Source organism: Paludibacter sp. 221 (assembly GCF_010501035.1).
Lineage (GTDB): Bacteria > Bacteroidota > Bacteroidia > Bacteroidales > Paludibacteraceae > QVMH01.
Window position 1 is genome coordinate 40,733 of sequence record NZ_QVMH01000004.1, and the last position, 19,818, is coordinate 60,550.

The 19,818-nt window shown below is 39.5% G+C and carries 20 protein-coding genes, 1 tRNA gene and 1 other RNA gene; 12 read left to right on the forward strand and 10 right to left on the reverse strand.

The window, feature by feature from the left end:
* Nucleotides 1–68 precede the first annotated feature (68 nt).
* The 5 genes from D0T49_RS01770 to D0T49_RS01790 all read left to right on the forward strand — a co-directional run bounded on the left by D0T49_RS01770 (nucleotide 69) and on the right by D0T49_RS01790 (nucleotide 4,352).
* Complete coding sequence (locus D0T49_RS01770) at nucleotides 69–548, forward strand: hypothetical protein (RefSeq protein ID WP_163628877.1); 480 nt, start codon at nucleotides 69–71, stop codon at nucleotides 546–548.
* Nucleotides 545–1,579 carry a YhcG family protein gene (locus D0T49_RS01775; protein ID WP_163628878.1) on the forward strand — a complete coding sequence of 345 codons (1,035 nt, stop codon included), beginning with the start codon at nucleotides 545–547 and terminating at the stop codon, nucleotides 1,577–1,579. The genes D0T49_RS01770 and D0T49_RS01775 overlap by 4 nt, the downstream gene beginning before the upstream one ends.
* 8 nt (nucleotides 1,580–1,587) lie before the next feature.
* Nucleotides 1,588–1,887: a putative signal transducing protein gene (locus D0T49_RS01780; protein WP_163628879.1), complete on the forward strand. Its 300-nt coding sequence runs from the start codon at nucleotides 1,588–1,590 to the stop codon at nucleotides 1,885–1,887.
* 120 nt (nucleotides 1,888–2,007) lie between these two features.
* A complete protein-coding gene (locus D0T49_RS01785; protein ID WP_163628880.1) occupies nucleotides 2,008–3,531 on the forward strand; it encodes a lipopolysaccharide biosynthesis protein in 1,524 nt (507 codons plus the stop codon).
* Between the two features lie 17 nt (nucleotides 3,532–3,548).
* The gene (locus D0T49_RS01790; protein ID WP_203583404.1) at nucleotides 3,549–4,352 is read left to right on the forward strand and encodes an RNA methyltransferase; all 804 of its coding nucleotides are present in this window, start codon (nucleotides 3,549–3,551) and stop codon (nucleotides 4,350–4,352) included.
* A gap of 10 nt (nucleotides 4,353–4,362) precedes the next feature.
* On the opposite strand, the gene cdd is transcribed toward D0T49_RS01790, so the two are convergent.
* Complete coding sequence (gene cdd, locus D0T49_RS01795) at nucleotides 4,363–4,845, reverse strand: cytidine deaminase (RefSeq protein ID WP_163628881.1); 483 nt, start codon at nucleotides 4,843–4,845, stop codon at nucleotides 4,363–4,365.
* 303 nt (nucleotides 4,846–5,148) lie between these two features.
* Here cdd and D0T49_RS01800 point away from each other — a divergent pair, with 303 nt between their 5' ends.
* Together D0T49_RS01800 and D0T49_RS01805 are read left to right on the forward strand one after the other, a co-directional pair.
* Entirely contained in the window at nucleotides 5,149–6,120 is a 972-nt protein-coding gene (locus tag D0T49_RS01800; protein ID WP_163628882.1) for a glucosaminidase domain-containing protein, read from the forward strand.
* Between the two features lie 33 nt (nucleotides 6,121–6,153).
* The gene (locus D0T49_RS01805; RefSeq protein WP_163628883.1) at nucleotides 6,154–6,444 is read left to right on the forward strand and encodes a DUF721 domain-containing protein; all 291 of its coding nucleotides are present in this window, start codon (nucleotides 6,154–6,156) and stop codon (nucleotides 6,442–6,444) included.
* Between the two features lie 75 nt (nucleotides 6,445–6,519).
* On the opposite strand, the gene D0T49_RS01810 is transcribed toward D0T49_RS01805, so the two are convergent.
* The 4 genes from D0T49_RS01810 to D0T49_RS01825 all read right to left on the reverse strand — a co-directional run bounded on the left by D0T49_RS01810 (nucleotide 6,520) and on the right by D0T49_RS01825 (nucleotide 11,195).
* Entirely contained in the window at nucleotides 6,520–8,019 is a 1,500-nt protein-coding gene (locus tag D0T49_RS01810; protein WP_163628884.1) for an acetyl-CoA hydrolase/transferase family protein, read from the reverse strand.
* A gap of 325 nt (nucleotides 8,020–8,344) precedes the next feature.
* Complete coding sequence (locus D0T49_RS01815; protein ID WP_163628885.1) at nucleotides 8,345–9,253, reverse strand: DUF2156 domain-containing protein; 909 nt, start codon at nucleotides 9,251–9,253, stop codon at nucleotides 8,345–8,347.
* 128 nt (nucleotides 9,254–9,381) lie between these two features.
* Nucleotides 9,382–10,107: a 1-acyl-sn-glycerol-3-phosphate acyltransferase gene (locus D0T49_RS01820; RefSeq protein ID WP_163628886.1), complete on the reverse strand. Its 726-nt coding sequence runs from the start codon at nucleotides 10,105–10,107 to the stop codon at nucleotides 9,382–9,384.
* Between the two features lie 89 nt (nucleotides 10,108–10,196).
* Nucleotides 10,197–11,195, reverse strand: coding sequence for an adenosine kinase (locus D0T49_RS01825; RefSeq protein ID WP_163628887.1), 999 nt, complete (start codon nucleotides 11,193–11,195; stop codon nucleotides 10,197–10,199).
* A 93-nt stretch (nucleotides 11,196–11,288) separates the two neighbouring features.
* Between D0T49_RS01825 and D0T49_RS01830 the strand changes: the two genes are divergently transcribed.
* The 4 genes from D0T49_RS01830 (at nucleotide 11,289) to rplT (ending at nucleotide 12,804) form a co-directional block, all read left to right on the forward strand.
* Nucleotides 11,289–11,362 (forward strand) — tRNA-Asn (locus D0T49_RS01830).
* A 165-nt stretch (nucleotides 11,363–11,527) separates the two neighbouring features.
* Nucleotides 11,528–12,088 (forward strand): translation initiation factor IF-3, encoded by a 561-nt coding sequence (gene infC / locus D0T49_RS01835; protein WP_163628888.1) that lies wholly within the window; start codon nucleotides 11,528–11,530, stop codon nucleotides 12,086–12,088.
* Between the two features lie 58 nt (nucleotides 12,089–12,146).
* On the forward strand, nucleotides 12,147–12,344 hold the full coding sequence (gene rpmI, locus D0T49_RS01840; RefSeq protein WP_163628889.1) for a 50S ribosomal protein L35: 198 nt from the start codon (nucleotides 12,147–12,149) through the stop codon (nucleotides 12,342–12,344).
* Nucleotides 12,345–12,453: 109 nt separating this feature from the next.
* A complete protein-coding gene (gene rplT / locus D0T49_RS01845; RefSeq protein ID WP_163628890.1) occupies nucleotides 12,454–12,804 on the forward strand; it encodes a 50S ribosomal protein L20 in 351 nt (116 codons plus the stop codon).
* Between the two features lie 193 nt (nucleotides 12,805–12,997).
* Here the strand turns inward: rplT and ssrA are convergent.
* The 5 genes from ssrA to D0T49_RS01870 all read right to left on the reverse strand — a co-directional run bounded on the left by ssrA (nucleotide 12,998) and on the right by D0T49_RS01870 (nucleotide 17,976).
* Nucleotides 12,998–13,398, reverse strand: a transfer-messenger RNA (tmRNA) gene (gene ssrA, locus D0T49_RS01850).
* Between the two features lie 70 nt (nucleotides 13,399–13,468).
* Nucleotides 13,469–14,992 (reverse strand): ribonuclease Y, encoded by a 1,524-nt coding sequence (rny, locus tag D0T49_RS01855; RefSeq protein ID WP_163628891.1) that lies wholly within the window; start codon nucleotides 14,990–14,992, stop codon nucleotides 13,469–13,471.
* Between the two features lie 162 nt (nucleotides 14,993–15,154).
* The gene (locus D0T49_RS01860) at nucleotides 15,155–15,445 is read right to left on the reverse strand and encodes a cell division protein ZapA (RefSeq protein ID WP_163628892.1); all 291 of its coding nucleotides are present in this window, start codon (nucleotides 15,443–15,445) and stop codon (nucleotides 15,155–15,157) included.
* Between the two features lie 9 nt (nucleotides 15,446–15,454).
* Nucleotides 15,455–15,748: a hypothetical protein gene (locus D0T49_RS01865; protein WP_163628893.1), complete on the reverse strand. Its 294-nt coding sequence runs from the start codon at nucleotides 15,746–15,748 to the stop codon at nucleotides 15,455–15,457.
* A gap of 563 nt (nucleotides 15,749–16,311) precedes the next feature.
* Nucleotides 16,312–17,976: a SulP family inorganic anion transporter gene (locus D0T49_RS01870; protein ID WP_163628894.1), complete on the reverse strand. Its 1,665-nt coding sequence runs from the start codon at nucleotides 17,974–17,976 to the stop codon at nucleotides 16,312–16,314.
* Between the two features lie 608 nt (nucleotides 17,977–18,584).
* Between D0T49_RS01870 and D0T49_RS01875 the strand changes: the two genes are divergently transcribed.
* Entirely contained in the window at nucleotides 18,585–19,391 is an 807-nt protein-coding gene (locus D0T49_RS01875) for a DUF5131 family protein (protein ID WP_163628895.1), read from the forward strand.
* Nucleotides 19,392–19,818: the final 427 nt, after the last annotated feature.

The following is a 19,818-nucleotide window of genomic DNA, read 5'->3' on the forward strand; positions in this document are numbered from 1 at the left end:
ATTATTACAGACGAAGATTGTTTTATTGATTATCAATAGACTACCGACTATAGACCATAGACTGAAATATGACTATCAGGGAAAAAATAATTCGGACATTGCACCAAGCTGCTTCAGAGCTTGAACAACTGCACGACGACTGGTATGTTTTTGGCTCGGCTGCATCCATCCTGTTGGAAGTGGAATTGGAGAATACAACTGATATTGATATAGTGACCTCAGGCCGCGATGCAGAATTGCTGAAAACGCTATGGCATACTAAAAATTTGCATGTAGATTCAAAGCCTTCTGAATTGTTCTGTTCTGATTTATCCCGTTATCACTTCGAGTTATTAGATATAGAAATATCCGGAAATTTGGAGGTGTATAGAAACAATAAATGGCAAAAATTTACGATATATGATTATGAAGTAATTCCCGTAGGTAAATTATTGGTGAAAATTCCAACTTTGCAGGAGCAAAAAAATATATTGCATTTTTTCGGAAGGGAAAAAGATTTGCAAAAAATAAAGTTGATAGATAAACGAATTGCTGAAACAGAACTATGAGTGATATCACATTAAATAATAGTGAATTATTACAATCAATCATAAATTTGATTGATACTTCTCGCCGAAAAGTTGCTTTAAATATCAATAGCGAACTTACTCTTCTTTATTGGCATATTGGTAAAGAAATAAATAATAATATATTAAAAAACGAAAGAGCTGACTATGGTAAAACTATTGTGAAAGAGTTAAGTAAAAATTTAACTAAGTTATATGGAAATGGTTTTACAAAACAGAATGTTTATAATTTCGTAAAACTCAACGAAACATTTTCAGATTATGAAATAGTCCACTCGGTGAGTAGACAATTAACTTGGACTCATCTACGAAGTCTTATTTATATAGAAGATGATTTGAAGCGTGAGTTTTATATACGGATGGCAATTCATGAACGTTGGAGTGTACGTATTATGCAAGAGCGTATAAATAATATGTTGTACGAGCGTACTGCAATCAGTAAGAAACCGGAAGAAACTATAAACCGTGACTTGCAGTTATTGAAGGCAGAAAATAAGCTTACTCCCGATCTTGTATTCAGAGATCCTTATTTTCTTGATTTTCTTGGATTATATAATAGTTTTAGTGAAAAAGACCTTGAGAGTACAATCTTGAACAATTTACAACAATTCCTTATAGAACTCGGAAGTGACTTTGCTTTTATTGCACGTCAAAAAAGGATTGTTATTGATAATGAAGATTTTCGGATTGACTTGTTGTTTTATCATAGGAGCTTATGTTGCTTAATTGCCATTGAATTAAAATTAGGCAAGTTCAAAGCATCTTATAAAGGGCAGATGGAATTGTACTTACGTTGGCTTGAGCGCAACGAACAACGTGCGGGTGAAAATAAACCAATAGGTTTGATTTTATGTAGTGAGAAATCGCCGGAACAAATAAATTACTTGATGTTAGATAATGATGAACATATTAAAGTGGCTGAATACATAACTTTATTACCAACAAAGGATGTTTTGGAGGAAAAGCTGCGGAAGGCTATATATTTGGCACAAAATTCATCAGACAGTAAATAATAATCATTATGCAAGAACTTGTAACAATAAAAGTATTCAATTTTCAGAACGATTTACATTTGGTTAAATCCTATTTAGAATCGGAAGGAATCAAGTGTTTTGCAAAAGATGAGTTGGTTAATCAGGTTTACCCAATGGCAACAAATGCGATGGGAGGTATAAAATTACAGGTTCCTGCCGATCAGGCAGAAGAAGCTGTTCGCTTGCTTATCGAAGGAGGTTTTGCAAAGGAAGAAGACTATGATGTCCCGAACAGCATTAAGCAAGCGGGTAAGTTTATCGATTGGTTGAAAAACTTATTCAAATAAAATCTCCCGCACAGCGGCACAAAGCTGCTTGTCGGATAATAATAACCGATAATTAGATTTAATTTAATCAGTTTCTTAAATCTTAAATCTTGACTCTTGGCTCTTGATTCTTTATAAAAAATGGCAAAGCAAGAAATGCAAAAACTGGCGAAGGATACCGCCATTTATGGAGTAAGCAGTATTTTAGGGAAGTTCCTTAACTTTCTGCTTGTGCCCATATATACCCGTGTGCTAAAGGAAACGGGCGATTACGGAATTGTTACCAACCTGTATGCATATACCGCATTGCTGTTGGTAATTCTTACTTATGGGATGGAAACGGGATTTTTCCGTTTTGCCAATAAGAATAGGGATGAGGCCGACAAGGTTTTTAGCACTATCTTAACTTGCGTTACTTTCACTTCGCTCATTTTTATATTTGTGTGCGTTGTGTTCGGGCAGCCTATTGCCAATGCTTTAAGCTATGGCAGCAATCCCGAATATATTCGGATGCTGGCTATTGTGGTGGCTATGGATGCCATAGGGTCTATCCCTTTTGCTTACTTGCGTTATAAAAACCGTCCTGTTAAGTTTGCTGCGCTGAAAATGGTAATGATTTCTACGAATATCATTTTCAATCTGTTCTTCTTGATTGCCTGCCCTTGGTTGATGAAAACGGCTCCCGCACTGATTGACTGGTTTTATAAGCCCGACTATGGTGTAGGATATGTGTTTGTTGCTAACCTTATTTCTACGTCTATCGTTACTATTGCGCTGCTGCCCGATATTTTGAGAGTGAAATTTGAGTTTGACGGGGCTTTGTTGAAAAAAATACTACGTTATTCCTTGCCCTTGCTTGCATTAGGTATTGCGGGGATAATGAACCAGACCTTGGATAAAATTATTTTTCCCGCATTTTTCGACGATAAGGATTTTGCCCAGTCCGAATTAGGCATTTATGGGGCTTGTTTCAAGCTGTCGATGATTATGATGATGTTCACACAGGCATTCCGTTACGCTTATGAGCCGTTTGTTTTTGCACAGCATAAGGATAAAAACAGTAAAGAAGCCTATGCTGATGCTACCAAGTATTACATGATATTCTCTCTTTTGATATTTTTGGGCATGGTGTTTTATATGGATATACTGAAATACCTGATTAAAGATACTTACTGGAGCGGGCTGCGAGTTGTGCCTGTTGTGCTATGGGCATATATATTTCAGGGCTTGTTTTTTAACCTGTCGCTTTGGTACAAGCTGCTTGATAAAACAATTTACGGAACATGGTTTACTATTGTGGGATTGTCTGTTACGTTGATTTTTAATATAGTGCTTGTGCCTAAAATCAGCTATATGGGTTCGGCATGGGCATCGTTTGCATGTTATTTTGTGATGATGCTGTTGTCCTATTTTATAGGTCAGAAGCATATGCCGATTAATTATGACTTAAAAACAATGGGGCTTTATACAGTTGTGACTTTGGCTCTTTACGGATTGAGCTTTTTGGTGCAAAGCCGGTATTTGGTTGTCAACCTTGCTTATCGTACTGTATTACTTATATTATTTATCATTTTAATGGTGAAGCGTGACTTCCCTCTCAGTGAAATACCCATTGTGAAGAAGTTTGTAAAGCCAAGAAACCAAGATTTAGAAAAGAAAGATTAACGTGTGTTTTTGAGAATATGATAAGTACGATTACCAGCCCGAAAAATCCGCTGATAAAAGAAATACTCGTTTTGCAGAGTAAATCAAAAGAGCGCAAGCAAAGTAATACAATCGTTATCGAAGGCAGGAAAGAAATCAGCCTTGCTGTAGCGGCAGGCGTACAATTTAAGAAAGTTTTGTTCTGTCCTGATATTATTTCGGCAGGCGAAGTTGAGGAGATTATAGGCGTGCAATTTCCCAGTTTGTCAGTTTACGAAGTTTCAGAAAGTGTGTTTTCCAAAATATCGTACCGCGAAACTACCGGAGGGATGGTGGTATTGGCTCAGACACCCGAAAAATCATTAAGCGACCTTAAAGTAGGAGAGGAGTCGGTATATATTGTGCTTGAGGCCGTGGAGAAACCCGGAAACCTTGGAGCTATATGCCGTGTAGCCGATGCCGCTAAGGTAGACGGGCTTATCATATGCGACCCGCACACCGATATTTTTAACCCCAATGCTATCCGCTCCAGTCTGGGCTGCGTATTTACTGTAAATGTGGTAAATTCTACTTTTGAAGAAACTATCGGTTGGCTAAAACAGAACGGAATCACCAGTTATGCGGCAGAGCTTACAGCCTCCGAATTTTATCATAAACTTGACTTGACAGGAAAAACGGCATTGGTTTTTGGGACGGAAGCCACAGGATTAACTCCTAAGTGGATAGAAAATGCAGATAAGCGAATAAAAATACCAATGGGCGGGGTGATTGATTCGCTCAACGTAACCACCTCAGTCGCTATACTTGTGTTTGAAGCCATGCGCCAACGTGGGTTCAAGTAGCGAAAAGCCTTTATCCTTTCAGGCTTTCTTTTATAAAGCTCAGGGGAAGAAGTTCTTTTACGTTTTCAATCATATACACGTGCTTTGTTCCATATAGTAGTATTGTAATGTCGTGCTCAAATCGGATTTCTGTTTCGAGCAATGCCTGCCGGCAAGCACCACACGGGCTGATAGGCTCTTCTAAAAACTCTCCTTTTGTATAAGCAGCTACCGCCATTGTTTTCACAGGCACATCGGGGTATTGGGAGTTTGCATAAAACATGGCTACACGTTCGGCACACAGCCCCGAAGGATATGCGGCGTTTTCCTGATTATTGCCTGTTACTATTTCCCCATTTCCCAATTGCAGGGCAGCCCCCACATGAAAATTGGAGTAGGGGGCGTATGATTTTTCTACCTGTTCTTTAGCCTTATTAATTATTAGTTGGTATTCACTGCTCAATTCCTCGAAACGGCAAACGGTAATTTTTGTCTCTATCGTTTTATTTTCCATTTAGTAAAAATTAGTAATAGCTGCTCTGAATACAAATGTATAAAAATCTGAAATCAAATTGTTGTTTTTGGGTAATATGTTTTAAATTTGTAGCAAATAAATACTATTAAGTACCGGACAGAAATCAGCTTAAATTATTTTGGCTGCTATTTTGGCCATATAGAACACATACAAATACACATAGAAACACAGTAGAATTTACATATAAACTATGTGTACCTATGTGTGAACTAACTGAGCCTATGTGTCGAATAATTTGAGGAGATTTTTGACCAATACTTATTAAAAACAGAGAGAATAATAATGACAAGAGTTTTTTGGCTTCTCATGTTACTGATGTTTCCGTTTCTCGCATTTTCGCAACACGGAAACAATGCCTATTTTGCATATATCGAAAATTATAATAAGATGGCAGTACAGCAGCAAAACGAACATGGAATACCTGCCAGTATTACACTGGCACAGGGGTTGTTGGAGTCGGGAGCCGGAAAAAGCCCCTTGGCAGTGAAAGCCAATAACCATTTCGGGATAAAGTGCCACGACTGGACAGGGGCTAAAATGTATTACGATGATGATAAAAAGAATGAGTGTTTCCGTAAATATCGCCGGGTGCTCGATTCTTACGAAGACCATTCGGCTTTCCTTAAAAACAGGAGCCGTTATGCCTCTTTGTTCGAGCTTGAACCTACCGACTATAAAGGATGGGCGCACGGGCTAAAGAAAGCAGGTTATGCTACTGACCCTACTTATGCCTATAAGCTCATTTCTATCATAGAGGAGTACGAATTGCACCGTTTCGACTTGCAATCGACAAAGGATAAAACGAAAAGACGGTTGTTTGCCCGAAAGACAAAAGAAAAGCCTCAACCATCTACTATTGAAGAAAAGGTTGAGGATGCACTGCCTTCAAATGGGTCGGTGTATGCCGTGGTTATCCACCAGCTAATGCGGGTGAATGGCTTGAAATACGTTGTTGCGGTAGAGGGTGATACCTATGGGAGCATTGCCGACGAGTTTAATCTGAAAGCGGATGATGTAGCTTCGTATAACGAAATGGCGGTAGATGCTAAACTAAAACAAGGCGAACGCGTTTACTTGCAAAAGAAGAAAAAACAAGCTCCGAAAGGTTTTGAAAAACATGTGATTCAGCCCGGAGAGTCGTTATATGGCATTGCACAGTATTACGGCATACGCTTAATTGACCTTTTTGATATGAATAATATCCCGTACGACGGACAAGCTGCGGTAGGGCAGGTTGTGAAATTGAGACCATAATTGAATACTTGTAACTCGTAGCTATTCACTAATATGCGTAAGAAGAATACAGAATCGTTGAAAGATGTTATTTCCCAATTCCTGAAAGAGCAAAATCTGGATGGGAAATTGGGAGAGAAGCATATTATTGATGCGTGGCCTGTAGTTTTGGGTAAAAATATATCTAATTATACTACAGCGTTGAGTGTAAAGAACCGCGTGTTGTATGTGAGCCTTTCGTCAGCAGTGCTTCGGCACGACCTGTTCCTGTCGCGTCAGGAGATAAAAGCGGCATTAAACAAGCAGGTAGGTACGGAGGTTATAACCGATATAATTTTCAGGTAATCATTTGTTTAGATGCAAAAATAGCTGAACAAAACCATGTTCAGCTATTTTTGTATAGTTTTATCTTTGGGGAGTTTATTTGTAATCTTCCCAATTAATGCCTTCCATGCTACCTGTGTTCTTAAACTGGTTGTGCATTGCGAAAGCGGCCGACAGATTTTGATTTGTATGACACTTTCCTGACGTTTTCAGATAATCGCGCAATACTTCCTGATATTCAGGTGCTACGCAATTCTCTATAATTTCGTTGGCACGTTGTATTGGCGATTTTCCACGAAGGTCGGCGATGCCATGCTCTGTGATAATCACTTTTACAGAATGCTCCGAATGGTCTAAGTGAGACACCATTGGCACTATCGAGCTTATTTTACCTCCTTTGGCAGTAGATGGAGTAGTGAAAATAGAAATATAAGCATTCCGGGTAAAGTCGCCCGAACCGCCAATTCCGTTCATCATCTTTTGTCCGAGTACGTGTGTGCTGTTTACATTGCCGAAAATATCGGCCTCCAAAGCAGTATTGATAGTAATAAGCCCCATCCGGCGAACCAATTCGGGGTTGTTCGATATTTCTTGCGGACGAAGTACTAACTTATCGCGGAAGAAATCCAGATTGGAATACATTTTTTCCAGCACAGCGTTGGAAACAGTAAGCGAACATCCGCTTGCGAACTTCACATTGCCGTCGTACATCAGGTCGATAACAGCATCCTGAATAACTTCGGTGTACATCTCGAAAGGAGGAATGTCAGGGTTTGCGCCTAATGAGCCCAATACCGCATTTGCTATGTTTCCTACACCCGATTGGATAGGTAAAAATTCTTTCGGGATACGTCCGGCTTTCAACTCGTTTGCCAGGAACAAAGCTACGTTTGCTCCGATTTTAGCAGTAACTTCGTCAACCGGTGTGAATCCTCCTACTTCGTCAGGAAGTTCTGTTTCTACCACACAAAGTATCTTTTTAGGGTCAACTTTAATCACCGGCGAGCCGATGCGGTCAGACGGTTTGTAAAGTGGAATTTCTTTGCGGTAAGGAGGGTCTTGCGGCTCGTAAATATCATGAAAACCACGAAGCTCTTTCGGGTGTTTGTGGTTCCATTCCAGAATAATATAATCAGCCAAGTTTGCTACAGTCGGAGAAATTCCAACTGCTGTAGTGAGAACTAACTCACCATCTGCATTAAAATCGCATACTTCCAACACTGCAAATTTTGGTTTTGGCATGAAACCATAACGAAGCTCTTGCGGCAATGTAGAGAGGTGCATGTCGAAATAATGTGCGTCGTTGCAATTCAGAGCAGAGCGTAAATCCTTGTTCGACTGGTAAGGTGTGCGGAATAAAATAGCGTTTGCACGTGCCAAGGCTCCGTCTAGCGAGTCACCGGTCGAGGCTCCGGTATACATCCCGATTTTAAACTCTTTTCCTTCAGCATGCAAGGCTTCTGCCCGTTTAGCAAGTGCTGTAGGAACAGCTTTTGGTGACCCTGCAGGGGTAAATCCGCTGAAGCCTACCATGTCACCATTATTGATGTACGCTGCTGCTTCATCAGCAGTTACAAATTTATATGTCTGACGCATAACAGTTGATTTTTTTTAAATTGAGCACAAAATTAGTAAAATAATTCTGTATTGGCAATGCACCTAAAATAGTTACAAGTTACGAGTTGCGAGTTACAAGTCTTATTGTCTGAAAATTAGGTGTAAAAGCCTGCCGATTATTTTATCCAATGCTTATAGCTTATCTAAAATTAATACCGATATAATGGTAGCAAATGGGCACATATTTGGCGCAATTCTGTGACTTGTGCCTGTATTTATTAACAGTTTAAAGTAACTTATTTGGGACACAAGTTACGCTCCGCTAAACTTGCGCCAATGGAGGTTGATTTAGTAAATGCAGATATCAGGACTTTTGCTTTTTTAGAGTGAGAGTCCTTTCTTGCAGCAGGATGTCAGGATAATACGATTCCTTTGCCTTGCGCAGATACTCTAAGCCCATATCTTCCTCACGGTTTATATAGGTGTATTCGGCAGCCTCGTGCTCGGCAAATTGCTGGTTTATGATGGTATAAGCTCCGTTCATTTCACCGTATGCTTTTTCTACGTGAATAACAAAGGTGTCGTTTGTCAGTTTTTCGCCAACGGTAAAAGCTACGATTTTTCCATTTACTTTTACGGCTCCCCCGCATAGTTGCAAGGTATGGACGTTTTCAAGCATTATTTTGGTAGCAATATAATCGTAGCGCAATGATTTTTCAGCTTTGGTTAAATTCAGGTTTTCCCACTCATCCAGCATTTTACTGCACTCCATCAATTCTTCGTTTGTACTTAGCGTAAAATAATTCCAGTCGGGGTTATCCTTTTTAAACCTGTTGATATGATTGCGTTTGCTTTGCAGTTTTTTCCCTTTTAGCGTAACAAGCCTGTCCGAAAGATAAATGTATTCGTCGTTGTTACGGTCGTGGGTATAGTCAAAAGCATCCGGCATTACCTTCTGTATATCATCCCACATACGTACGGTTATCCCTTTCATAATAAAAGGGGTATTGTTGTTGCGGGCATCCTCAATGATTAATTGTATAGCTTTTTTCAAAGGCATTTTCCCGATAGGGAGCATATAGCATAGTTCGCCTCCAATGTCCCTGTACCGGATAAAAAGCGTATCGTGGTCAACTGCAAATGTAGTTTTGAATTTTGCCTGCCATGAGTATAAATTGGCGAAACAAAAGTCGCAGGCGCGGTATGTGTTGCCCGATAAGCATGAATCAATTGCCTTTTTATCAGCAAGATCTATTGCTTTAAAATTCATCATATTATAAGGATGCTAATAACTAATGTATTGAAAACATGAAAAGAATAACATCCGAAGACATATTCAATCCCTATAACAACGGTTGAAAGGTTATAGTTCGATAATCAGAAGTAAGATTTTTTTATGAATTACAGCGCATCGTTAATCGTATCCCATGTTCGTTGCATCAATTCGGAGAGATTTTCCCCCGAATAAGCAGAAACATCAATTGGTTCGTGAATGTGCATTTCGATAGAGCCGGGGCTTATTAATAACGTATTGCGGGGCATCCGTTCGAAGCATCCACGTAGCGTAACGGGCACGATAGGAAGCCCAATATCGGTGGCTATCTTGAACCCGCCTTTTTTGAATTTACCTAATGCGCCATTTTTCGTACGTGTTCCTTCGGGAAAAATAACAACGGATATACCGTGCTGCAACTCCTGTTTGGCTTTTTCAAGGCTTTTTTTCGCTTCTTGGGGGCTTTCCCGGTTTATGAAAATATGCCCCGCTGCTTGGCAGGCTGCGCCTACAAATGGGATTTTTCGCAAATCGGTTTTCATTATCCATTTGAAAAAGAATGGAAGCCAGCCATACACGGTAAAGATATCGAACCAGCTTTGATGGTTGATTGCAAATATATACGACTGGTTACGGTCTAATTTTTCCATCCCGTAAACTTTCACAGGAATAAAGCACAAGGCGCAGATAGAACGAGCCCAAAACCGCCCGGGAAAATAGGAAATTTTACTGTTGGGAAATATAGGCGAAAGTATAATAGTTGTAAGTGCAGCGAGGATGGTAATGACTGCCCATATAGGGAGAACAATCAAAAACTCGTAAACAAGAAAAAAAGGATTTATTTTACGTTTCATAATTTAAAAACAGCTTGCTATGGGCTAAATGAAATAAACCGAAAATTACAAAAGAATATGGTATTATTTAAATATCCGGTTTTAGTTTTTCATTTTTTAACTGAGTTGTCTTTTATTATCTCTTCTACCTGCTCCAAAATCAGTCTCCATGTTTCATCCGACATTTTTGGGCCTATTACTTCTACTGCATTACCTGCAACTAAAGAGGCTATCTTGCCGCAAACTTCTAAAGGATATCCGCAGGCTTGGCCATATAAAAAGCCGGCAGCGTACAAATCGCCGGCACCTGTTGTATCTATGCACTCGGATGGTCGTCCGGCAACATGGATCGTTTCATCTCCCGACTTGATGTGTGAGCCGTCTTTTCCTACCTTTACTATGGCTATCGGAACGTGTGCAGCCAGTTCGGCGAGTGCTTCTTTAGGCTCTTTTCCGGTAAAAGCGCGTGCTTCTTCCTCGTTGGCAAAAACAATATCTACATAATTATGTATGATGTCTTTCAGAAAATCAAGGTTTTCTTCAACCACATTGTAGCTTGCGAGGTCGATGGAAACCGTCAGCCCTTTTTCTTTAGCCAAGTGCACCGACTTTCGCACCAAATCGTGATTTTGAACCAGATAACCCTCGATATGAAAAATATCATAATCTTGAAATAACTCTTCGCTTAGGTTTTTGGGCTCAAGCTCGGACGAAGCACCTAAAAAGGTACACATTGTTCTTTCTCCATTTGGCGATATCAGTACAAGGCATCGCCCCGATGGTGTGTCAGATTGGATAATATGAGTTTGCACTCCGTTTTTCAGGCAGTCGGCGGTGTAGAATTCTCCAACCTCATCTCTCCCTACTTTACCGATAAATCCGGCTTTTCCTCCCAGCCGGGTTATTCCATTTACAGTATTGGATGCCGAGCCTCCTGCTACCATTGTATGGTTTATATGTTGTAACAAAGAGGAAATTTCAGATTGTTTCTTTTCGTCTACCAGTTGCATAGAACCCTTAGGCAAATTCATTTGTGCGAGAATAGAATCATCTTTGGTTTGTAATAGTATGTCAGTCAGCGAATTGCCAATCCCAAGAATTTTTTTCATAAAATATTTGCATTTTTTTTCACAAAGATATTGTATAATTCAATAAATCCTATTAATTTTGCAACGCATTTGAAAAAATAATGCACTCAAGATTCTTCCTTAGCTCAGTTGGTTAGAGCATCTGACTGTTAATCAGAGGGTCCTTGGTTCAAGTCCAAGAGGAAGAGCAAGAAGACCATCGTAAAAGTTGCGATGGTCTTTTTTTAGATGAAAAATGCGTGAATATATGTGTTTATTGAAAAATATTTCGTATATTTGCGCGCTCGAAAAAAGCAGATAATCGAATACTTTGTATAACTTTAATTTAGGAGGATCTAACAATAGCTAAACAATTGACGGTAAAACGTCCTCAGAGAGGAGGTAAGCCACAAGCTCAACATCGAATTAATGAATTTATTCGCGGAGTAAAAGAAGTCCGTTTAGTGGGCGATAATGTTGAACAAGGTGTATATCCAATAGAAGAGGCAATAAAAATTGCTGATGGACTTGAATTGGATTTGGTCGAAATTTCGCCAAATGCAGTTCCTCCTGTGTGTAAAGTTGTAGATTACCAGAAGTTCTTATATCAACAGAAGAAACGCGAGAAAGAACAAAAAGCAAAAACAGCTAAGGTTGTGTTAAAAGAAATCCGTTTCGGACCGCAAACCGATGAGCACGATTACAACTTTAAACTGAAACATGCTATAAGTTTCCTGAAAGAAGGATGTAAAGTAAAAGCCTATGTATTCTTCAAAGGACGTTCGATTCTGTTTAAAGAACAGGGAGAGGTGCTTCTCCTCCGTTTTGCAAACGATTTAGAAGATTATGCAAAAGTAGATAGCCTGCCGGTATTGGAAGGAAAACGTATGATACTGATGCTTTCTCCTAAAAAAGCGGCTCCTGCTTCTAAATGATGATTTCTTGAAGGAGAACTTTATTCAGACTATTTTTTAATTTAATATATATAACAAAATGCCAAAAATGAAAACTAATTCCGGTGCCAAAAAAAGATTCGCTCTTACCGGAACAGGAAAGATTAAAAGGAAACATGCTTTTAAACGTCACATTTTGACTAAAAAAACAACAAAGCAAAAACGTAATTTGACTCACGATGGCCTTATTGCCAAAGTAGATGAAAACAACGTAAAAAAATTACTTTGTTTAAAATAATTGTCAATCTGTAATTTTAAAATCAGTTTCAAAAAAAAGTCAAAACCGAATACTTAGCTCAAAAGTTCGTTGAAAAAACGGCGCTAATGTTCATAAATCATTTTTAATTATGCCAAGATCAGTAAACCACGTTGCCTCACGCAACAGAAGAAAAAGAATTTTAAGCCGTACAAGAGGGTACATCGGTGCTCGCAAAAATGTTTGGACGGTTGCAAAAAATACATGGGAAAAAGGTTTGCAATATGCATACCGCGATCGTAAAGTTAAAAAACGCAATTTCCGTGCATTATGGATTCAGCGTATCAATGCAGCTGCACGTCAGGAAGGAATGTCATATTCAAGACTGATGGGTGCTTTACACAAATCAGGTATCGAGATGAACCGCAAGGTATTAGCCGATTTGGCAATGAACCATCCGGAAGCATTCAGCGCTATTGTTCAAAAAGCGAAAAACGCATAAGGGATAAAAACCTTATCAAAAAAAGATAAAAGCCATATTCATCAGTTGAGTATGGCTTTCTTTGTTTATAGTTTTTTTGTATTCTTCTCGGCTCATCGTAAAAACTTCTCTTGGTGTGAAGTTCCTGTCCTGAATCAAAAAAACACCTCTGTAAATCAAAATCGATTACAGAAGTGTTCTTTTTGTGTGTTTTCAGTGGAGCTGGAGGGAGTCGAACCCTCGTCCAAACAAGGAAAAAATAAGCTTTCTACATGTTTATCTCCGCCTAAGTTTTCGTGTGTGAGCAAGACCGGAGCCACCAACTCACACCTTATCCTCTAAATTTTCATTCCACATACGAGGCTATGCAGAACTATCCCCGATTTAGCTGCACTTCCGGTTCAAATTGCCTCGAGGCGATGGCATTTGGGAAATGTCCTGTTCCAGCACCTAGTGCCGGAATTAAGCTATAATCTACTATGATTCGATTAAGCAGCAAGAGCGTAATTATTTTCGCCAGTTAAAATTGTTGAGATCTGAGATTTACGAGCCAGCATCACAATGCTCGACATGCTTACATATTCCTTCTACCTGCTGTCGAAACCAAACAGCCCCTTTTTCGGTTTAGAGTGTGAGGGAAGGAAAAAGAGTCTTCACGCTTTTTCCTCCATACACCTCGTAACTGTTATTTCGCGTAACTTACCGCGCGGGTTTCACGTATTACTGTGATTTTTACCTGCCCCGGATAAGTCATTTCATCTTGTATCTTCTTAGCTATATCAAACGATAGTAACTCAGTATCCTTATCGTCAATTTTGTCAGCTCCTACAATTACACGCAATTCGCGTCCGGCTTGTATAGCATAAGTTTTCAGTACTCCCGGATAAGAAAGCGCAAGGTTCTCAAGGTCGTTCAATCGTTTGATATACGCTTCAACTATTTCGCGGCGTGCTCCCGGGCGTGCTCCGGAGATAGCGTCACAAACCTGTACTATAGGCGCAATCATGCTTTCCATCTCTACTTCGTCGTGGTGAGCCCCGATTGCGTTGCAAATATCCGGTTTCTCTTTATATTTCTCTGCAAGACGCATGCCAAGTATTGCGTGTGGCAATTCCGGCTCATCATCAGGCACTTTACCAATATCGTGCAACAGTCCTGCTCGTTTTGCTTTTTTGGCGTTCAGCCCAAGTTCCGATGCCATTGTGGCGCAGAGGTTAGCAGTTTCACGGGCATGTTGTAACAGGTTTTGTCCGTATGAAGAGCGATATTTCATTTTACCGATTAAGCGGATTAGCTCAGGATGCAATCCATGAACACCTAAATCTATTGCTGTACGTTTTCCTACTTCAACTATTTCTTCTTCTACTTGCTTGCGCACCTTGTTTACAACCTCTTCGATGCGTGCAGGGTGAATACGTCCGTCGGTTACAAGCTGGTGAAGCGATAGGCGTGCTATCTCGCGGCGAACAGGGTCGAATGCCGAAAGAACGATAGCTTCCGGTGTGTCGTCTACAATGATTTCGACCCCTGTAGCTGCTTCCAGTGCACGGATATTACGTCCTTCGCGACCGATGATGCGGCCTTTTATTTCGTCCGAATCAATGTGGAATACGGTTACTGAGTTTTCGATAGCTGTTTCGGTTGCAACGCGTTGTATGCTTTGAACTACAATCTTCTTGGCTTCTTTATTAGCCGTCATTTTAGCTTCTTCCATAATGTCGTTTATATACGACATTGCGTTGGTTTTGGCTTCGTCTTTAAGGCTCTCGATAAGTTGTTCTTTGGCTTGCTCTGCCGACAGTCCCGATACTGCTTCCAATTGCTCTTTGGCTAAACGCTGGCTGTGTTCCAGTTCGCGCTCTTTGTTTTCAAGTACTATTAACTGTTTTTCCAGATTTTCACGTATTGCATCGTTTTCGTTTATTTTGCGTTGCAGGTCGCTCTGACGCTGATTCATCTGCATTTCGCGTTGTTGAAGTTTGCCTTCGAGTGCCTGAATTTTTGAGTTTCTTTGCTGAACTTGTTGTTCGTGCTCCGATTTCAGGGCAATGAATTTTTCTTTTGCTTCAATCATCCTTTTTTGTTTCAGAAGCTCGACTTCTGCCTTGGCTTCTTTCTTCCATTTTTTCTGATTGAGCTTGAATATGATAAAACACCCTCCGGCACCAACCAGAAAGGCTATTATCCCTACAATGATACTTATGCTCATATTTTCTGTTTTTGTTTAGTGAATTATTAATTTGTACTCTTTGTCAGAGTTTCTTTTTGTTATAAAAGGTATACATATAAAAAACGCATTTACACTGACTTTTAGATGCCTAGCCACCTGGTAATCAATGAAATGCGGGAATAAAAGTGATGTTTATTAATTTTAATCGGACAGAGCTTTTAACACTTCTTCGTCCAATTCGTTCAGTTTTTCAATTACCGGTGCCAAATCCTTTGCAATTTCGGCTTTGCTTAAAGCTACTGCTATCTGGAAGGCTGTAATAGATAAAATTTCTTCTGCCGAGCGTTGGTGGTATTTCTTCTGATTGTCAGTTAGTACCTTGTTTGCTTTTTTTTCAGCGTTTCTATATATCTCTTCGTCTTTTCGAGCTATATTGAGCGGAAACCTGAAGCCACCAATATTGACATTTATAATAAAATTATCATCTTTCATAAGCAAGCTCTATTCATTTAAAAGAGCTAAACATTTATCAATTTCCCGCACCAGTTTGTCGATGTGCTGTTTCGATATTTTTCGTTCTTTCGACGATACGTTCAAATACCTTGCCACACGCAAATGGTTGTAGTTGTTCTGCAATTCTTCAAAATCCCCGTTGATACGACTTAATTTTTTTTCCGTAAATTCAAGGTCTTTTTTCAAAGAAGCATTTTCTTCTTTTAATGACTCGCACTTTGAAATAAGGTCTTTCAAATTTTTTTCGAACCTTTGAATTATTTCGTCGTAGTTATTTGTCATTATTTGCAGAAAAACTATACAAAAATACATTATTGTATTTAAAGTATAAAATTTATTGTGTTTTTTTACGGAATAAAGATGGCGTACTGTAAGTTTAAACCGGAAATTTATTGAATTGTTACTCCTTTTGGATTTGTAATCTGCTATTTGTTACTGACATCCCCCTGCTGCAAACGGGGGAGAGGGAAGTATGGGCAGGATTTGAATTAAGTTTTATAGGTTTACTTATCCTTACAGCAGCTTTATGCCGCTGTAAGGATAATTGTATATAAGAGGTTGTTTAAATTTTCCACAAAGAAACTATTATAGTTTTACATATGTCTTTTTCGCAATAAATTATGTCCTTTTTTGTGACACGAAGTTGAGCGTAGCTAAATTTCACCTCTCATTTTACTCATTTAGCCCGCTAAAATCGTAAAATGAAGTCAAAAATTCCCTAAAAAATTCTCAAAATTTATCTTGCGAGTAAAATTTAAACAAGCTCTAAGGTGTTTTAGGTGTGGCGTTTAGCAGCTATAGGTAGCTTTGTGCCTGATTTTTTTTCAACTTTGAAAGTAATGACCTTAGTTGTTCAGTTGCACAGCCCTTGCAACAGCCTCGTTGATATTGGAACATACGTTTTCGCTGCCTACAAGTGCCTCAATTCCTGTTTTCTTTAGCATTTGATGTACCTGAGGGTTTACCCCCGAAAGCAAGATTGTGATGTTTTCTTTTTGAGACGATTTTATCAGGCTTTCCAAGTTATGTACTCCGGTGGAATCGATAAAAGGTACTTTTCTCATTCGTATGATACGGATATTGGGTTTATCACCAACCTGTTTCATCACTTCTTCAAACTTGTTGGCTATGCCAAAGAAGAAAGGCCCTTCTATTTCGTACACTTCTATTCCGTTGGGGATGGTTAGCTTTTCGGTATCAACATTGCCTTCTACATATTCGGCACAACTCACTTCGTTCTTAAACAATGATACGGTGGCTGTTTCCGATGTGCGTTTAATAAATAATACTACCGCCAACAGCAATCCGATTTCGATTGCAATTGTTAGGTCGAAAGCAACAGTGAGGATAAAAGTAGTGAGCAAGACAGCGATGTCGGCTCTTGAGTTTTTGAATAACGCTTTGAAGCTGCGCCAGTCGCTCATGTTGTAAGATACTACTACCAATACACCTGCCAAACAAGCTACGGGAATATGTTTTGTCAACCCTCCTAAGAATACGACAATCAACAGTAAAACTACAGCATGAACTATTCCTGCAATAGGCGTGCGGCCTCCGTTGTTTATATTTGTCATGGTACGTGCAATAGCTCCCATCGAGGGGATTCCTCCGAAGAAAGGGGTTACCACATTGGCTATTCCCTGTGCTATAAGTTCGGTGTTCGAGTCGTGTTTGTCGCCCAATGCGCCGTCGGCTACAGTAGCCGAAAGCAGGGTTACAATAGCGCAAAGCATCGCGATGGTAAAGGCTGTGGGGAGCAGCGTTTGTATTGCTTTGAAATCGATGGGAGGAGCTTCGGCCTTAGGTAGTGATGGGTCGATAAAAAAACGGTCGCCGATTGTTTCTATACCCTGTACTCCTAATTGATTTCTTAAGAAATAAACTATTACCGTTACAAGAATGATGGCTACTAATAATCCCGGTATCTTTTTCGATATTTTAGGTGTAATGGCAATGATAAGGATAGTGGCAATGCCTATACCCAACGACCAGAAATTTATTGTGTCGAAATGGCGGAAGTAAACTCCCCATTTATAAATAAAATCGGTAGGTACGTTGTCTATTTGTAAACCAAAGAAATCTTTTATCTGGGTGGCAAATATTGAAAGTGCTATCCCGCTTGTAAAACCAACGACAACGGGGTAGGGGATAAACTTGATGACGCTTCCCAGTTTGAGAAACCCCATGGCAACGAGCATAATACCGGCAATAATGGTTGCAATGGCCAATCCTGCCATCCCGAAATCTTGTATAATGCCCGAAACGATGATGATGAAAGCACCTGTAGGCCCGCTTATTTGTACGCGGCTGCCACCCAGCAAAGAAACGATAAAACCGGCAATGATTGCCGAATAAAGACCTTTTTCGGGTGTAACGCCCGAAGCTATCCCAAATGCTATAGCTAACGGAAGAGCTACTACTCCAACAATGATGCCTGCTTTCAGATCGGCCAAAAACTGTTGTTTTGAGTAATTTTTGAGCGCAGAAAATAATTTTGGCTGGAAAATCATTTTTCTATAATTTAATGTTGTTGTTTTCTGAAAAACTAAGAGGTTGTTTAAATTTTACAAAAAAGGACATAATTTATTGCGAAAAAGACATATGTAAAACTATAACTGTTTCTTTGTGAAAAATTTAAACAACCTTTAAGATGCTGTTTTAAATATTTGGTCAAAAATTCTCTTAAATTATTCGACACATAGGCTCAGTTAGTTCACACATAGGTACACATAGTTTATATGTAATTTCTACTGTGTTTCTATGTGTATTTGTATGTGTTCTATGTGACCAAAATAGTAGCCAAAATAATTTAAACTAATTTCAGTCCGTTGCTCAAATGGCGTGCAAAATTAATGCTTTTTAATAATATAGTATCTTAAAAACGTAAATTTATTATTTGCTTCGAAATAAGGTAAGTAATTAAGGTTTTTCCCTATAGTTCATAATATCCAAATGTCTTTTCTTGGAAATTGAAAAATACCATCTTGTGTGTTGCTATGGGATAGGGAATTATCGAAAATAATTGCGTTTTTAACGCATCAGTAGTAATATCTAAAATGTATTATTTACTTTTGATGTTTTGAATTAATTTCGCCAATTCTTTAAACGTCTTTTAATTATGTATTCGTGGAGTCCGTGGCGTGGATGTCATAAAATAAGTGAGGGTTGCCACCATTGCTATGTGCATCGTGGTGATGCGCGGCGTGGTTGGGATACTTCCATTGTCAGAAAAACGGATAAATTCGACTTGCCGCTCAAAAGGAATAAAAAGGGGGAGTATTCGTGGAAACCGGGCAATATAGTGGCAATGTGTTTCAGTACCGATTTTTTTGTAGAGGAGGCCGACGAGTGGCGTGCTGAGGCTTGGAGTATGATTCGTACCCGCAAGGATTTGGTGTTTTTTATGATAACTAAACGGATTGACCGCTTTTACGTGGGTTTGCCTGCCGATTGGGGCGATGGATATGATAATGTGATAATTTGCTGTACGGTAGAGAACCAAGACCGTGCTGATTACCGTTTGCCGATTTTCAGAGATTTGCCTGTGAGGCATAAAATGATTGTTTGTGAGCCGTTACTTGAGTCGATAAATATCAGGCCTTATTTGGGCGCGTGGGTAAAGCAGATAGCTGTAGGAGGCGAGGCGGGAAGCGAGGCTCGCCTATGCAATTTTGATTGGGTGCTGGATATTCGCCAGCAGTGTATAGAGTTTGATGTGCCGTTTATGTTCCGCCAAACGGGTAATAACTTTGTAAAAGAAGGACAACGGTATAAAATTCCCCGTAAGTTTACCTTTTCGCAAGCCCGCAAGGCGGCGATTAATTATAAGGCCTTGCCTTCGGTTTACGTTAAAGATGGTAAAATGAATGAAGAAATGAAGATTTATTTTCCGGAAGATAACAGGGGGGAGGCGAGTAGCGAGTAGTGTGCTTCGAGCGGCAATCCGAAGAGACTCAGACTTTAAATGTCAACGTGAAATTTTGAATCGAAAAAAACAATAGTTGCTGTCTTATCGTTAAATATTTGTGCTAAAAAAATTAAGCCTCTATTTTTGTCCTTGTATTCTTCGAGCAAAAATGAAGAATGATTTAGTTAGCTACAAGTTATCAGCTACAAGCTATAAGTCTTGTCCTTTTATCTTTTTTAATACAATATGACTTTTTCTCAGCACATAACACCTCAAAAAAATGCTTTTGCAAACGTTAAAATGTTTGTAAGTAGCACTATTTTGTTAGAGAGAGAGAGAGAGAGAGAGAGAGAGAGAGAGAGAGACTAAACAGTCTATTCCTAGCCCCACCGGCCCCTCCAACCTCCCCGGCCTCTATCCCCCTTCGGGTACTTTCTCCTACAGG

Bases quoted from the DNA above. Each gene is read 5' to 3' on its own strand.
- D0T49_RS01865 (WP_163628893.1), bottom strand. From the start codon at position 15,748: ATGACAAATAACTACGACGAAATAATTCAAAGGTTCGAAAAAAATTTG.
- D0T49_RS01790 (WP_203583404.1), top strand. From the start codon at position 3,549: ATGATAAGTACGATTACCAGCCCGAAAAATCCGCTGATAAAAGAAATA.
- D0T49_RS01810 (WP_163628884.1), bottom strand. From the start codon at position 8,019: ATGCGTCAGACATATAAATTTGTAACTGCTGATGAAGCAGCAGCGTAC.
- rny (WP_163628891.1), bottom strand. From the start codon at position 14,992: ATGAGCATAAGTATCATTGTAGGGATAATAGCCTTTCTGGTTGGTGCC.
- D0T49_RS01770 (WP_163628877.1), top strand. From the start codon at position 69: ATGACTATCAGGGAAAAAATAATTCGGACATTGCACCAAGCTGCTTCA.
- D0T49_RS01825 (WP_163628887.1), bottom strand. From the start codon at position 11,195: ATGAAAAAAATTCTTGGGATTGGCAATTCGCTGACTGACATACTATTA.
- D0T49_RS01805 (WP_163628883.1), top strand. From the start codon at position 6,154: ATGCGTAAGAAGAATACAGAATCGTTGAAAGATGTTATTTCCCAATTC.
- D0T49_RS01875 (WP_163628895.1), top strand. From the start codon at position 18,585: ATGTATTCGTGGAGTCCGTGGCGTGGATGTCATAAAATAAGTGAGGGT.
- rpmI (WP_163628889.1), top strand. From the start codon at position 12,147: ATGCCAAAAATGAAAACTAATTCCGGTGCCAAAAAAAGATTCGCTCTT.
- rplT (WP_163628890.1), top strand. From the start codon at position 12,454: ATGCCAAGATCAGTAAACCACGTTGCCTCACGCAACAGAAGAAAAAGA.
- D0T49_RS01860 (WP_163628892.1), bottom strand. From the start codon at position 15,445: ATGAAAGATGATAATTTTATTATAAATGTCAATATTGGTGGCTTCAGG.
- D0T49_RS01775 (WP_163628878.1), top strand. From the start codon at position 545: ATGAGTGATATCACATTAAATAATAGTGAATTATTACAATCAATCATA.
- D0T49_RS01870 (WP_163628894.1), bottom strand. From the start codon at position 17,976: ATGATTTTCCAGCCAAAATTATTTTCTGCGCTCAAAAATTACTCAAAA.
- cdd (WP_163628881.1), bottom strand. From the start codon at position 4,845: ATGGAAAATAAAACGATAGAGACAAAAATTACCGTTTGCCGTTTCGAG.
- D0T49_RS01815 (WP_163628885.1), bottom strand. From the start codon at position 9,253: ATGATGAATTTTAAAGCAATAGATCTTGCTGATAAAAAGGCAATTGAT.
- D0T49_RS01785 (WP_163628880.1), top strand. From the start codon at position 2,008: ATGGCAAAGCAAGAAATGCAAAAACTGGCGAAGGATACCGCCATTTAT.
- D0T49_RS01780 (WP_163628879.1), top strand. From the start codon at position 1,588: ATGCAAGAACTTGTAACAATAAAAGTATTCAATTTTCAGAACGATTTA.
- D0T49_RS01820 (WP_163628886.1), bottom strand. From the start codon at position 10,107: ATGAAACGTAAAATAAATCCTTTTTTTCTTGTTTACGAGTTTTTGATT.
- D0T49_RS01800 (WP_163628882.1), top strand. From the start codon at position 5,149: ATGACAAGAGTTTTTTGGCTTCTCATGTTACTGATGTTTCCGTTTCTC.